General features: G+C 68.3%; 12 protein-coding genes. 11 read left to right on the top strand and 1 reads right to left on the bottom strand.

The features are described 5' to 3' along the window. The 9 genes from BM066_RS27080 to BM066_RS17495 all read left to right on the top strand — a co-directional run. Positions 1 to 699 (top strand): RHS repeat-associated core domain-containing protein (locus BM066_RS27080; protein ID WP_255367636.1); only part of this gene is annotated, 699 nt, incomplete at its 5' end. Between the two features lie 72 nt (positions 700 to 771). Continuing rightward, the gene (locus tag BM066_RS26055; RefSeq protein ID WP_177218491.1) at positions 772 to 1110 is read left to right on the top strand and encodes a hypothetical protein; all 339 of its coding nucleotides are present in this window, start codon (positions 772 to 774) and stop codon (positions 1108 to 1110) included. A 288-nt stretch (positions 1111 to 1398) separates the two neighbouring features. Further along, positions 1399 to 2082, top strand: coding sequence for a transposase (locus BM066_RS17525; RefSeq protein WP_018061031.1), 684 nt, complete (start codon positions 1399 to 1401; stop codon positions 2080 to 2082). A 262-nt stretch (positions 2083 to 2344) separates the two neighbouring features. Next, positions 2345 to 2947: an RNA polymerase sigma factor gene (locus BM066_RS17520; protein WP_018113015.1), complete on the top strand. Its 603-nt coding sequence runs from the start codon at positions 2345 to 2347 to the stop codon at positions 2945 to 2947. Beyond that, positions 2916 to 3923 carry a FecR family protein gene (locus tag BM066_RS17515; RefSeq protein ID WP_018061797.1) on the top strand — a complete coding sequence of 336 codons (1008 nt, stop codon included), beginning with the start codon at positions 2916 to 2918 and terminating at the stop codon, positions 3921 to 3923. The genes BM066_RS17520 and BM066_RS17515 overlap by 32 nt, the downstream gene beginning before the upstream one ends. 106 nt (positions 3924 to 4029) lie before the next feature. Continuing rightward, entirely contained in the window at positions 4030 to 7272 is a 3243-nt protein-coding gene (locus BM066_RS17510; protein ID WP_018061796.1) for an outer membrane beta-barrel protein, read from the top strand. A gap of 113 nt (positions 7273 to 7385) precedes the next feature. Beyond that, entirely contained in the window at positions 7386 to 9017 is a 1632-nt protein-coding gene (locus BM066_RS17505) for an alkaline phosphatase D family protein (RefSeq protein ID WP_018061795.1), read from the top strand. Positions 9018 to 9133: 116 nt separating this feature from the next. Beyond that, positions 9134 to 10000 carry a dienelactone hydrolase family protein gene (locus BM066_RS17500; RefSeq protein ID WP_018061794.1) on the top strand — a complete coding sequence of 289 codons (867 nt, stop codon included), beginning with the start codon at positions 9134 to 9136 and terminating at the stop codon, positions 9998 to 10000. A gap of 102 nt (positions 10001 to 10102) precedes the next feature. Continuing rightward, positions 10103 to 11344: a histidine-type phosphatase gene (locus BM066_RS17495; protein WP_018061793.1), complete on the top strand. Its 1242-nt coding sequence runs from the start codon at positions 10103 to 10105 to the stop codon at positions 11342 to 11344. Between the two features lie 7 nt (positions 11345 to 11351). Here BM066_RS17495 and BM066_RS17490 read toward each other — a convergent pair whose 3' ends face one another. Further along, a complete protein-coding gene (locus BM066_RS17490) occupies positions 11352 to 12278 on the bottom strand; it encodes a LysR family transcriptional regulator (RefSeq protein WP_018061792.1) in 927 nt (308 codons plus the stop codon). Between the two features lie 100 nt (positions 12279 to 12378). Here BM066_RS17490 and BM066_RS17485 point away from each other — a divergent pair, with 100 nt between their 5' ends. Together BM066_RS17485 and BM066_RS17480 are read left to right on the top strand one after the other, a co-directional pair. After that, positions 12379 to 13542 carry an MFS transporter gene (locus BM066_RS17485; RefSeq protein ID WP_018061791.1) on the top strand — a complete coding sequence of 388 codons (1164 nt, stop codon included), beginning with the start codon at positions 12379 to 12381 and terminating at the stop codon, positions 13540 to 13542. 36 nt (positions 13543 to 13578) lie between these two features. Then, positions 13579 to 14613, top strand: a complete 1035-nt coding sequence (locus BM066_RS17480) for an aldo/keto reductase (RefSeq protein ID WP_018061790.1) — start codon at positions 13579 to 13581, stop codon at positions 14611 to 14613. Positions 14614 to 14627 lie beyond the last annotated feature (14 nt).

Genomic DNA, 14627 nt, shown 5'->3' with positions numbered 1-14627 from the left:
GGCCGCTTCCAATACACCGGCCAGATCTGGCTGCCGGAGGTGGGGCTGTACCACTACAAGGCCCGGGCCTATTCTCCGACCCTGGGGCGGTTTCTCCAAACCGACCCCATCGGGTACGGGGATGGGCTCAACTGGTACGCCTATGTCGATAATGACCCGCTGAATCGGAGCGATCCAACCGGACTTGAGCAGTGTCTCTTCTGTACGGTTTGGGAGGCTCCCGAAAGTGGATCTAAGGGGGCGAACCCAATCTGTGGTATGTGCCACACGCCAACCGCGACAAGTAACCCCGCCAACTCATCAATTGGTTGGAAAAGCAAGGCAAATCAAGCGCGTCGGGCCAAAGCTGACGCCGCTGCAGCAGCGCGTACGCGCAGAAAGGATCCATATTCTGTGACGGTGCAGATCCAAGGTCCAAAGATGAAAGATTATCCTGGTGGTATGTTGAGCAAAACTATTTCTCAGCAAAAACCAGTGACGGTTGGTCAAGTTGATAGCGCCATCATAGAATTGAATGAACGCTTAACCGCTCGAGATGCTATACACTTTGGCCCTGCGTCTACTGCTGCCATCGCGAAGGCTGGGAATATAGCTGCAGCCGGAGGGTATTCAGGGCCGTATAATTTCTCCACCTACACTGATGATTACCCCAATAGGGTAGATATACAGATAAATTCCGGTCACAATATTGTTTATTAACGAGTAATTGCCGGTGATGACATGAATATAGAATTTGAATTGAGATTGTCCGTTCGGGAGTATTTCCTGAAAATGGCCGAAAAACAACGAAGTGTAATTTGTCCTAGATATGATTGGGATGAATCAATATCGTTTGGCAGTGTCTATCATGAGCAGAAAGATTACCGGATAATCCACGTACATTTCGCCGATGATGCTGTTGCGCGTAAAGCTGAGTGGGATGTGGATTTTCATTTTTCCACGCTCGGTTTGTACGGCGAAATAGATCAACTATCTGTTCGGTTAAATGCATTGCCCAACGATTGGTCGCGCTTGTGGCAGCTTCGAGTAACTTGGCTCGATGGAGCGAAAGTCCGTGCGCGCTCTCGCGTGACGAAGCTTGCAAAAAGAATTGCCGGTGAGGGGAGGTAGGCGCTTAGCATTTCGCACGGTGATGGGTTTGGGGCTGTCGTCGGCGATGTCCGCGCGCTCTCATGCGCCGCCAAAACCGCCTCAAGGGCCAAATCGGCGCTCCGGGCAAACCTCGCCCGTGTGAGCCGCCGTGGGGCCAAGTGGCATAAGGAAAATCGCCCGATCTACGACGGGGCCGCGTCGGGGGGGATCTGTCTCTCCAAGCCGACCCCATCGGATATGGGGATGGAATTACGGTGACAGTGCACTAATTTGACTCTCCTCACCCCGTCATGCCAGCGTCGCGGCATGGCGCGTCTGGCTCGCACTGTCTTCGAAGGGGTTCCTCACCACGTCACCCAGCGTGGCAACGGCCGGGCGCAGACGTTCTTCAGCGACGCGGACTACCAATTGTACCGCGATCTGCTGGCCGAGAACGCCGTCAAGGCCGGCGTCGAGGTGTGGGGCTGGGTGCTGATGCCCAACCATGTCCACCTGATCCTGGTCCCCTCCGATCCCGACGGCCTGCGCCGCTGCCTGGCGCTGGTCCATCGCCGCTACGCCGGCGCCATCCATGCGCGAGACCAGCGCACCGGACATTTCTGGCAGGGTCGCTTCGGCTGCGTGGCCATGGACGAGGCGCACCTGGGCGCGGCGCTGCGCTACGTGGCGCTGAACCCGGTGCGGGCGCGCCTGGTCGAGCGGGCGGCTGATTGGCGTTGGTCCAGCCTGCACGCCTGCCTGGATCCCGAGCGCGGCGACGGCCTAACGCGGACCGCGCCGGTGCTGTCGCGCTATCCCGATTTCGCCGCGATGATCGCCGACGGCGAGGACGAAGCGCTGTCCCGGGGGCTGCGTCGGGCCGAGACCATCGGGCGGCCGGTGGGCGGCGAGGCCTTCATCGCCCGCCTCGAAGCCCTGACCGGCCGCCCGCTCGCCCCCGGCAAGCGAGGGCGGAAGCCGAGGGGAGAATTTGGTGCACTGTCACCGTAATCCCGGCGACCGTCTCGCCGCCGCCATCGAGGCGTAGACGGCGGCGATCGACCGCGTATCTCGGAGTCGCTGTGACGGCCGAGAACTGAACGCGAGGGCGATAGGCTCGATCGCGGCATAAGTGCTCGAGGTGTGATCTTGGGTTGAGCTTGGCGCATGACCCCGCGGGCCGCGTGCACGAAGGCCTGAGTGTCACAATTGGCCGCTAGGCACGGCGCTGGACCGCTCCGCGGTGACCCAGTCTCCAGCCAGCGGATAACGGATGAGCGCCGCCGACAGGGAAAGAACGCGATGGTTCCTGCGGAACATCCTGCCGCACGAGCCGGCCCTTAGGGGTTGGCTGTCGCGCGCCGCGCCGGCGGGCGTCGACCCCGACGACGTCATCCAGGAATCCTACACCATCCTGGCCGAGCTGGAGACCGTGGACGCCATCCGTCATCCGCGCGCCTATCTGTTCCAGGTCGCGCGCTCGGTGATCATGCGTCATGTCCGCCGCGCGCGCATCGTTCCGATCCACACCGTCGACGACCTGGAACGGCTGGAGCAGCCCGAGACCGCGGCCTCGCCCGAGCAGTATGCGATCGACCGGGACGAACTGCGCCAGCTGGCCCGCGCGATCGCGGCCATGCCGCTGAAAACCCGCGAGGCCTTCGTCCTGCGCCGGGTGCGGGACATGCCGCAGCGGGAGATCGCCGCCCGCATGCGGATATCGGAGAATACGGTCGAAACGCATATTTCCCGCGGCATCCTCTTCTTGATTGATTGGTTCGGCCGTGGCGGAAACAGGCGGCCCCAAACCTCTAGGACCCTGGAAGCGGAGATCGCCTCGATAGATGGCCGAGCGAGAAACCAGTCGAGACATTGATCAGGCGGCGTCCGACTGGACGGCGCGGCTGGATCGCGGGCCGCTGACTCCCGAGGGGGAAGACGCCTTCCAGGCCTGGCTGCGGGGCGATCCGCGGCGCAGGGGCGCGCTGCTGCGCGCGCGGGCGCTGTCGCTGATGAGCGAGTCCGCCCAGGCGCTGGGGCCTGGTTTCGACCCGGTCGCGTTCGAGGCGCCTCTCGAGTCCAGGCGGTCGCGGTTCGCGGGTCTGTCCCGCCGCCAGGCGTTGACCTGGACGGGCGGCGCGGCCGCCGCCGTCGCCGTGACCGCCCTGGGCGTCGGCCTGCCGGCCGCCGGAGCCGTCATCAGCACCGAGCGGGGCGAGATCCGCCTGGCGCCGCTCAAGGACGGCTCGACCGTGCTGCTGAACACCGAGACCCGGATCCGGGTCCGGTACAGCCAGGGCGAGCGCTTGGTCACCCTGCTCGAGGGCGAGGCCTATTTTTCCGTGGCGCGCGACGAGAAGCGGCCGTTCGTCGTCGAGGTGGACGGCCGCCGCCTGAGCACCGCGCAGGCGGGCTTCCGGGTCCGCAAGCTCGATGCGGATCCCGTCGACGTCCTGGTGAACCAGGGCCAGGTCGATGTAGCGGCCTCGCCCACCGCGAACGGCGTGGCGCTGAAGGCCAACACCCAGCTGGCGCTGTCCGGTCCGGCCGAGCGCCCGCGGCCGGTCGGGCCGGAGGCGGTCACCCGCGAGCTGGCCTGGCGCGACGGCAAGCTGGCGTTCGAAGGGGAATCCCTGGACCAGGCGGCGGCGGCCTTCGCCCGCTACAGCGACACCCGGATCCAGATCCGCGATCCGGCCCTGGCGCGCGAGCCGGTGACCGGCCTGTTCGCCGCCAACGATCCGGCCGGCTTCAGCCGCGCCATCGCCCGTGTGTTCGACGCGAAGGTCGAACAGGAGGGCGGCGACGTCGTCCTGACCCGCGGCGCGCCCCGTGGCGCGGGGGCTCACTGACCGGGGCGCTCCAAGAAGTTTTTGTAACACGATAGCGGAAGCCACCGGCTGACGGCTCTCAACCGCGAACGTCGCGACCCACGCGGCGACTGGGGGCCGCCTGTCCATGAACTCTCGCCATTCCGTCCTCGCCTGCGGGGCCGCCGTCATTGCGCTCGCCACCGCCGCGCCGGCCATGGCCCAGGACCGGATCTTCGACATCCCGGCCCAGCCCGCGGTTCGCGCCATTCCCGAGCTGGCCCGCCAGGGGCAGGTGCAGATCGTGGCGTCGGCGCGGCATCTCGAAGGTCTCCGGACGCCGGCCGTCAAGGGCCGCATGGACGTGCGGGCGGCGCTTCGCCTCCTGATCGCCGGCACGCCGCTGCGGATCGATTCCGATGACGGCCAGATCATCACCCTGCGATCGTCCGGTCCCGGCGCGTCGAACGGGACGCCGTCCCAGACCGGCGCCGGCGTCGTGCGCGGCCGCATCCTGAACGCCGCGACCGGCGAGTACGTGCGCAACGCCGAGATCCGCGTCGAGGGCACGACGATCGTCGCCTTTTCCGAGGACGGCGGCGATTTCCGGCTCACCGGCGTGCCCAGCGGCGAGGTCACCGTCGTGGTCAAATATACCGGCCTGCAGGAGTCCAGGTCTGTCGCCAGCGTTGGCGCGGGGCAGGCGGCGACGCTGGACATCGCGCTCGCGCCGCTGACCTACGCCGCCAAGGACGGCGAGGTGGAGGCGGTCACCATCGTCGCCCGGCGCGAGGGCCAGGCCAGCGCCATCATGGAGCGCCGCGCCTCGACCAACGCCAAGACCGTCGTCGCCGCGGACAATTTCGGCGCCCTGACCATGGGCGACGTCGGCGAGTTCATGAAGAACATGCCGGGCATCTCGCTGGACTACACCGAGGTGGACGCCACCGCCGTGCGGATCGGCGGCCTGGACCCGAAATATTCGACCTTCACCACCGACGGCGCCCGCATGGCGACCGCCACCTCCAACAACAACAACGGCCGCCAGAACTCGTTCGAACAGATGTCGATCACCGGCGTCGACTCGATCGAGCTGAACAACACCCTGCAGGCCAGCATGGACGCCGACTCTCCCGGCGGCGCCATCAACCTGCGCAGCAAGTACGCCTTCCAGCGCAACAGCCGCCTGCTGCGCTTCCAGCTGGGCGGCGTCGGCACGTCCGACTCCGGTCTATCGAAGGCCTATCTGCCCGACGACAAGAAGCATGCGCGTCTCTTCCCGTCGGCCCAGATCGGCTATGCCGACGTCTTCCTGGACGGCCGCCTGGGCGTGGCGTTCAACGCCAGCTACAACGCCAACTATGTCCAGCAGGACCGCATCCAGACCGACTGGTCGTACCTGGCCAGCGGCCGGGTCATTCCCTACCAGGTCATGTGGCGTCCGGGCCCCAAGCTGACCAGCCGCAAGGCGGCCAACCTCAGCGTGGACTACAAGATCACCGATCAGCTGGCGCTGTCCCTGCGCAGCACCTACTCGCTCTACGACGTCGAATACTTCAACCAGTACACCTTCCTGATCTTCGGCACGCCGACAGTGTCGCAGACGATGGCGGAGTCCACGCCCACCCACATCGTCGTCAATCCGAACGGGACCAACACTCGCCTGCACACGCAGTATTCGCACCGTTACGCGGGCACCCCATCCTACCTGTTCGCCCCGAAGCTGGAATATCGCGGCGACACCTGGGAGGCCCTGCTGCGCGGCAGCTACTCCAGCTCGGAATTCAACTTCCGGGACAATGACAAGGGCTTCTTTCAGCGTACGGACAGCTACCTGACCCGCATCGGCTTCACGCTGGACCGCGCGTCGGAAGACTCCAACGCCTGGACCCTGAAGCAGACCGCCGGCCGCTCCTGGAGCGATCCCACGAACTTCAACCGCGACGACGACATCGGCAACAACATCCGCACGTCGCAATCCGACGCCGCCAACCAGATGTACGGCCTCAATCTCGACCTGAAGAAGAAGCTGAACGTCGGGCCCGCCCAGCTCAAGGTCCTGGCCGGCGCGACCTACCGGACCAATGTCTGGAAGACCAACGAGGGGTCGTACCAGCAGTTCCAGTACGTTGGCCCCACCGGCGACCTGACCCAGAAGGCCCCGCAGGCGGTCATCCCCTGGACCCAGAACTACAAGTTCCAGATCCTGGGCTTCGACGCCGGCAACCTGAACGATCAGACCTGGCGCGCCGACAGCAACTACGCGGTCTATGACATCTACCAGGCCCACCCCGACTACTTCGTGCCCGACGCCGTGGGCAACCTGAAGCGCCGGCTCGACAACAACAAGAAGGTCGGCGAGGAGATCAACGCCGCCTATTTCGAGGTCCAGCCTCGCGTCGGCAAGGCCCAGTTCGACCTGGGCCTGCGCTACGAGAGCACTAAGACCGACGCCCGGGTGGCCGACATCCGTCCGGCCAAGGAGGTGACCGCCGCCGGCCTCTCGACCAGCACCGTCGCCGGCCTGCTCTACCAGTACCGCAACGGGACCTACACCACCCGCCACGGCGAGTATGATGACTGGTTCCTCAGCGGCGGCGCCAAGTACGACTTCACCAGGAAGCTGGTCGGCCAGTTGGCCTTCAGCCAGTCGATCCTGCGCCCCGACTACGGCAATCTCGGCGGCGTCGTCGCGGTGGACGACAACAACCTGATCGTCTCGGTGCCGAACCCGCTGCTGAAGCCCGAGCACTCGACCAAATATTACGCCGGCCTGCAGTACTTCCTGGAGCCTTCGGGCGTCATCGGCCTGTCCGCCTACCAGCTCGACGTGAAGGACATGCAGGTGACCGGCGTCACGGTCGATCCCGAGGACGTCGGGTACAATCCCGGCGACTACGCCGGCTACACCTTCCGCAGCGCCCAGAACCTGCCGGGCACAAGCACCAACAAGGGCTTGATCCTGGAGTACGACCAGCAGCTGACCTTCCTGCCGGGGGCCCTGAGAGGCCTGGGCCTGCGCGGCTCGATCACCAAGATCGATCCCGACGGCGAGCGCGTGAACATGCCCAAGACGGCGGCCAATTGGGGCGTCCGTTACAGCTACGGCAAGTTCGATGTCCAGCTGACCGGCAACGCGCAGGGGAAATATCGCACCAGCGCCCTGAGCAATACGCCCACCACGGCCAACAACGGCATCCTCTACCACGCGTCTCGCGAGCTGTGGAACGTCAGCGCCAGCTACAAGATCAACAAGAGCTTCGAGGTGATGCTGGCCGGCCGCAACATCTTCAACGCCCCGGACGTCATCTACTCCAACGTCCGCAGCCGCGTGCAGCAGTACAGCATCTACGGCTCGATGTGGAACGTGGGGATCAAGGGCGCCTTCTAGGTTCGAACGCCGGCTCCCCGCGCCTCCCCCGCCATGGGAGCCGGCCTGGCCGCGCGCGCCCGAGGGCGCGGCGCGCGCGGTCTCTTCCCCTTCAAATCACGCGGAGACCCGTCATGGTCCTGAACATCGATCGTCGCAGCCTGGTTCTCGGCGCCGGGCTCGGACTGGGCGCGCTGGCGCTGCCCGCCGGCGTCGGCCTCGCCGCCCAGCTCCTCGGCGTCACGGGGTTCACCCACGGCGTGGCCAGCGGCGAACCGGGGCCGGACTCCATGCTGCTGTGGACCCGCTATGTCCCCCCGGCCGGCGACGGCGTGGTCCGGCTCGAGGTGGAGCTGGCGCTCGACCCCGGCTTCGCCAAGGTGGTGGCGGGCGGCGTCGTGCGCACCGGCGCCTATCGCGACTGGACCGCCAAGATCACGGTCGACGGGCTCGAGCCCGGGACCGTCTATTGGTATCGATTCGTGGCGCCCGACGGGAGCAAGTCCCCGGTCGGCCGGACCAAGACCCTGCCGGTCGGCGACGTCGCCCGGTTCGGACTGGGCGTGTTCTCCTGTTCGAACCTGCCGGTCGGTTGGTTCAACGCCTACGGCCACGCGGCCGCGCGGCCCGACCTGGACCTGTGGCTGCACACCGGCGACTACATCTACGAATACGGCCCCGCCTCGATCCACGAGGGCGACTGGGCGGCCGGACGGTCGCTGGAGCCGGCGAACGAGATCCTGACCATCGCCGACTATCGCCTACGCTACGCCTGCTACCGCGCCGACCCCGACCTGCAGCGGCTGCACCAGATGGCCCCGATGGTCGCCTTTTGGGACGATCACGAGTCCGCCAACGACAGCTGGGAAGGCGGCGCGCAGAACCATCAGCCGGCGGTCGAAGGCGACTGGAACCTGCGCCGCGCCGCCGCCATGCAGGTCTATCGCGAGTGGATGCCGGTCTCGGACGAGCCCTGGAAGGCCTATCCGATCGGCGCGCTGGCCACGCTCTACCGCACCGAATCGCGCCTGCTGGGCCGCACCCGGCCGGCGGACATCGGGGCGGCCTTCCGGGCGGACGATCCCGACGCCGCGCTGAAGGCGTTCCGCGACGGGCCGTGGCGGGACCCGTCGGCGACGATGCTGGGCTCGACCCAGGAAAGCTGGCTGGCCCATCAGTTGAAGACCAACGCCCGCGCCACGGCCTGGCAGATGGTCGGCATGGGCACGATCCTGGGACGGACGGTGATGCCCCAGGACGCCGTCGACTGGCTGCGGCCCTCGGTGACCGAGCGCAAGGCCGACGGCTACAGGAACAACATCCGCGCCGCCAGGCTGGGCCTGCCGATGTGGATGGACCGCTGGGATGGCTATCCGGCGGCGCGCTCGCGGCTGCTGAAGGCGGCGCAGCAGGCGGACGCCGACCTGGTGATGCTGTCGGGCGACAGCCACAACGCCTGGGCCTATGCGCTGAGCGAGGACGGCCAGCCCGCGGGCGTCGAGTTCGCTGGCCACAGCGTCACCTCGGGCGGGGCCGAGGGCGACTTCGGGGTCGACCCGAAGGTTGTGGCCCGGGGCTTCATGGCCGCCAATCCCGAGCTGAAATGGGCCGACACCAGCCAGCGTGGCTACATGATGATCGAGGTGACGCCCCAGCGCCTGACGGGCGAATGGCTGTTCCTGCGGACGGTCAAGGCCCGCGACGGCGGGCTCGCGGGTTCGCATCGCCTGCACGTCGAACGGGGGAGGCGAATCTTCGCCGCCTAGCCGTCGACGAACCTCGGCGGATGTTTCGCCGTTGAAACATTCGCGGGCCTGGGTCATGCGGTAATGCGCCCGCCACGAAGGGCTCACGCCCTGCCGCCTCGAGGGAGACTGCTCGCATGTGTGACGACGATATCCACCCGGGTCTGGTCCACGACCTCCGCCTGTCGCGCCGGACGTTCGGCCTGGCCGCCGCCGCCCTGGGCGGGGTCGCCGCAACCGCCGCCGGGGCGCAGAGCCCGGTCGTCGAGAAGGACGTCGAGATCAAGACGCCCGACGGCGTGGCCGACGCCGTCCTGTACTCTCCGGAAGCCAAAGGGAAGTGGCCGGCGGTGCTGATCTGGCCCGACGTGCTGAGCCTGCGGCCGGCGTTCCGCGACATGGGCAGGCGGTTGGCCGCCGCCGGCTACGTGGTGCTGGTTCCCAACCTCTACTACCGGGCCAGGAAGGCGCCAGTGATCGACGGAACGTTCGATTTCTCCAAGCCGGCCGACCGCGAGAAGCTGACGCCGCTGCGGGCCACGGTGACGCCGGAGGGCACGGATCGCGACGCCGTCGCCTATCTCGCCTTCCTCGACGCCCAGCCCCAGATCAATAAGGCCAAGAAGGCGGGGGTCCAAGGCTACTGCATGGGCGGCCCCCTGTCGTTTCGCACCGCCGCGGCGGTTCCGGACCGCATCGGGGCGGTGGCCACCTTCCACGGCGGCGGCCTGGTCACCGACCAGCCGACCAGTCCGCACCTGCTGATCCCCACGACCCACGCCCAGTTCCTGATCGAGGTCGCCGACAACGACGACAAGCAGGATCCGACCGTGAAGGACAAGCTGAAGGCCGCCTTCGCCGAGGCCAAGCGCCCGGCCCAGGTCGAGGTCTTCGAGGGCGCGGCCCACGGTTGGACCGTCAAGGGGAGCGCCGTCTACAACGAACCCGCCGCCGAAAAGGCCTGGGCCAACCTGCTGGCGCTCTACAAGAAGGCCCTGGCCTGAGGATCGCGAGCGGGGACATGCCCGTGGGCGTGTCCCCGACTTGTCGCACGCCTGTCGCGGCACGAGGCTAGATGGTCCGGCTACGGAAGTCCGGAGGGCCTCATGTCGACCGTTCGTAATCTGCTGCTGGCGCTGGCCCTGGCCGCGCCGGCCCCCGCCTTCGCCGCCGCGCCGCCCTCGGACCTGAAGCTCGAGCGCGTGGTCATGCTGATGCGCCACGGGGTGCGCCCGCCGACCAAGGCCCAGGCGACGCCGGAGGGCACGACCGCCCAGCCGTGGTCCAGCTGGACCACGCCCTATGGCGACCTGACCGAGCATGGCGCCGAGGGCGCGCGGCTGATGGGCGTCTACAACCGCACCTTCCTGGCCTCACGCGGTCTGTTGCCTCGTGAGGGTTGCGCGCCGGCCGGCGAGGTCGTGGTCTGGGCCAGCGGCAAGTCGCGGGCCATCAAGACCGCCCAGGCCTTCACCGAGGGCCTGCAGCCCGGGTGCGGAATCGCGGTGGCCCATCCCGACAGCGAGGACAACGATCCGGTCTTCCACCCGCTGGACAGCGGCGAGACGATCGACGGGGCGGCGGCCTTGAAGGCGGCCCGGCGGATGAAGCCCGGCCTGGCCGCCGAGACGCGCCTTCACGCGGCCGATTTCGCGATCCTGCAGAAGGTGCTGGGCTGCGACCGGGCCAGCAAGGCCGGCTGCGGGATCGCCCGGACGCCGTCCAGCCTGAAGGCCAATCCGCACGAAGGACCGGACATCGACGGCGCCCTGGCCGTCGCGTCGACCGCCGGCCAGACGGTGCTGCTGGAATATGTCGAGGGCAAGCCGATGGACCAGGTCGGCTGGGGGCGGGCCTCCAAGGCCGACATTCAGGCGATGCTGCGCTTCCATACGGTGAAGTTCCGCTACGAGGCGCGGCCGGCCTATGTCGCCGAGCGCTACGCGGCGCCGGTGGCCAAGCGGATCCTGGCGGCGCTGAACGGCGAGGCCGACACCGGCAGGCTGACCCTGCTGGTCGGCCACGACACCAACATCGCCGCCCTGGGCGGCTTTCTCGACGTTCATTTCACCGCCGCCGACTACCCCCGGGACGATCCGCCTCCCGGCGGCGCCATGGGCTTCGAGCTGCTGAGGGACGTCGGCGGCCGGGCCTTCGTGCGGGCCTTCTACGCCGCCCAGACGATGGATCAGCTGCGCGAGCTGCAGCCGCTGACCGTCGCCAACCCGCCCGCCTACGCCTATTTCCCGATCCCCGGCTGCGGCGTGAACGGCGACCCGACGCTTTGCCCGCTGGAGACCTTCCGCAAGATTGTCGGCGCCAAGCTGGCGGCGCCGGCCGCGCGCTGAGGCGCGGCTAAACCGCAGCCCCGGAGGCCGCATGGAGATCGACCTCCGCGACCAGGAAGTCGATCAGCGCCCGCACGCGGCTGGGCAGCTGGCCGCCGTGGCCGACATAGACCGCATGCAGTTCTTCCCGGTCGCCGGGATTGTAGGCCTCCAGCACCGGAACCAGCCGGCCGGCGGCGATGTCGCCGCCGATGTGGAAATGGGCCAGCCGGGCCAGGCCCTGACCGACCAGGGCCAGCTGGCGCGAGGTCTCGCCGTCGCCCGAGGTGGCGGCGCCGTGGATCGGCAGGAACAGTCGCTCGCCGCCGTCGACGAACGGCCACTTGTCGCAGTGGCGGGCGAAGTTGAAGCCGATGCAGTTGTGGGCGGCCAGGTCGCGCGGCGTCCGCGGCGCGCCGTGGCGGGCCAGGTAGGCGGGAGAGGCCACCACCGCCATCGGGCTGTCGCCCAGCTTGCGGGCCATCAGCTGCGAGGCCCGCATCGGCCCGACCCGGATGGCGACGTCGGCGCGGGCCTCCAGCAGGTCGACCACGGTGTCGCAGAGCACTAGGTCGAGGATCACCTTCGGATAGAGCGCCGAGAACTTCGGGACCAGGGGCAACAGGTGGTGCAGGCCGAACGGCACGCTGGAATTGATCCGCACCCGGCCGCGTGGCGTCTGGCTGGCGGCCACGGCGCCTTCGGCCTCGTCCAGGTCGGCCAGAACCCGCAACGTCCGTTCGTGGAACAGCTCGCCCTCGGCGGTCAGGGTCAGCTTGCGGGTCGAGCGGTTGACCAGCCGCGCGCCCAGCCGCGCCTCCATCCGGCCGACCAGCTTGCTGACCGCCGAGGGCGTCATCTTCAGCGCGCGCGCCGCCGGCGAGAAGCCGCCCAGCTCCACGACCCGGGCGAACACCTCCATCTCGCCCGAGCGGTTGACCTCCAGCCTGGCCATCTTTGACTTGAACTCACAGATCCCTGTCGTTCGGACAGTCTAATTCACGGGATGGGCGGAGACTACCTCAGCGGCTCGAAATCCTTCCGGAGCCCAGCCCATGCCGCTCGCCCTCTACGCCCTGACCGTCGGCGCCTTCGGGATCGGCGTCACCGAATTCGTCATCATGGGCCTGCTGCTGCAGGTCTCGGCCGACCTCGGCGTCTCGATCCCGCAGGCCGGCCTGCTGATGACCGGCTACGCCCTGGGCGTGTTCGTCGGCGCCCCGATCCTGACGATCGCCACCCGCCGCCTGCCGCGCAAGACGACCCTGCTGGTGCTGATGGCCATCTTCACGATCGGCAACATCGCCGCCGCCCTGGCCCCGACCTACGGCCTGCTGATGGCCGCGCGGATCGTCACCGCCCTGGCCCACGGGACCTTCTTCGGCGTCGGCTCGCTGGTCGCCGTCAGCCTGGTCCCGCCCCAGCGCAAGGCCTCGGCCATCGCCGTTATGTTCACCGGCCTGACCCTGGCCACCCTGCTGGGCGTGCCGTTCGGCGCGTGGCTGGGCCTGGCCTTCGGCTGGCGCGCGACCTTCTGGGCCGTGGGCGCGATCGGCCTGGTCGCCTTCGCCGTGCTGGCCGCCCTGGTCCCGCGCGAGACCGACGTCGCCGAGCTCGCGCCGCTGCGCGAGGAGTTCGCCGTCCTGGCCCGGCCGCAGGTGCAGATGGGCCTGGCGATGACCGTGCTGGGTTTCGGCGGGGTGTTCGCGGTCTTCACCTACATCCAGCCGATCCTGACCGAGCTGGCCGGCTATTCGAAGGCGGCCGTCTCGCCGATCCTGCTGGTGTTCGGCGCCGGCCTGGTCGGCGGCAACCTGGTCGGCGGCCGCTGGGCCGACAAGGCCCTGGCCCCGGCCCTGCTGGGCAGCCTCGCCGTCCTGACCCTGGTGCTGGTCGCCTCGACCCTGGGCTTCCACGACCGGATCGGGGCGGTGGTGGCCGCCTTCGCCCTGGGAGCGGCCGCCTTCGCCACCGTCGCGCCGCTGCAAATGCGGGTCCTGTCGCAGGCCGGCGGGGCCGGCCAGGGCCTGGCCTCCAGCCTGAACATCGCCGCCTTCAACCTGGGCAACGCGTTCGGGGCCTGGTTGGGCGGGGCGGTGATCGCCCACGGCCCCGGCCTGGCGTCCATACCCCTGGTGGCCGCCGCCGTGCCGCTTTCGGCCCTGGCCCTGGCCGCCTTCAGCCTTTCCCTCGAGCGCCGCGCGCTGAAGCCGGCCTGACGGAAACGGTCCTTGGTCCCATCAAAGGAGAACCTCATGGAATACCGCCAGCTCGGCCGCTCCGGCCTTCGCGTTCCAGCCCTCAGCTTCGGCGCCGGCACCTTCGGCGGCCAGGGACCGCTGTTCAGCGCCTGGGGCGACACCGACGCCGCCCAGGCCCGGCGGCTCATCGAGATCTGCCTGGAGGCCGGGGTCAACCTGTTCGACACCGCCGACGTCTATTCGAACGGCGCCTCGGAGGAGATCCTCGGCGCGGCCCTCGACGGCCTGCGCGACCAGGCCCTGATCTCGACCAAGCTGGGCCTGCCGATAGGCGACGGCCCGCTCGACGCCGGAACCTCGCGCCTGCGCCTGCTCCGCGGCGTCGAGGCCGCCCTCAAGCGCCTGCGCACCGACCGCATCGACCTGCTGCAACTGCACGCCTTCGACGCCTTCACCCCGGTGGAGGAAGTGCTGTCGGCCCTGGACGACCTCGTGCGGGCCGGCAAGGTGCTCTATGTCGGCGCCTCGAACTTCTCGGGTTGGCAGCTGATGAAGTCGCTGGCGGCGGCCGACCGGCATGGCTGGCCGCGCTATGTCGCCCACCAGGCCTACTATTCGCTGGTCGGTCGCGACTACGAGCACGAGCTGATGCCGCTAGGGATCGACCAGGGCGTCGGGGCCATGGTCTGGAGCCCGCTGGGCTGGGGCCGGCTGACCGGCAAGATCCGTCGCGGCCAGCCCCTGCCCCAGGTCAGCCGCCTGCACGAGACCGCCGACATCGGCCCGCCGGTCGACGACGAGCGGCTGTATGCGGTGGTCGACGCCCTGGATGCGGTCGCCGCCGAAACCGGCAAGACCTTGCCGCAGATCGCCCTCAACTGGCTATTGCGCCGGCCCACGGTGTCCAGCGTGATCATCGGGGCCCGCGACGAGGCGCAGCTGCGCCAGAACCTCGGCGCGATCGGCTGGAGCCTGACGGCCGAGCAGGTGGCGCGTCTCGACGCCGCCAGCGCCGTCACCCCGGCCTACCCGCACTATCCCTACTGGCGCGAGGGCGGCTTCAAGGCGGTCAATCCGCCGCCGGTCTAGACCCGAGTCGCTTG

It is taken from the genome of Caulobacter sp. UNC279MFTsu5.1 (assembly GCF_900114015.1).
Lineage (GTDB): Bacteria > Pseudomonadota > Alphaproteobacteria > Caulobacterales > Caulobacteraceae > Caulobacter.
The sequence above is the reverse complement of the archived record's forward strand: the minus strand, read 5'-3'. Positions and strand labels throughout refer to the sequence as shown.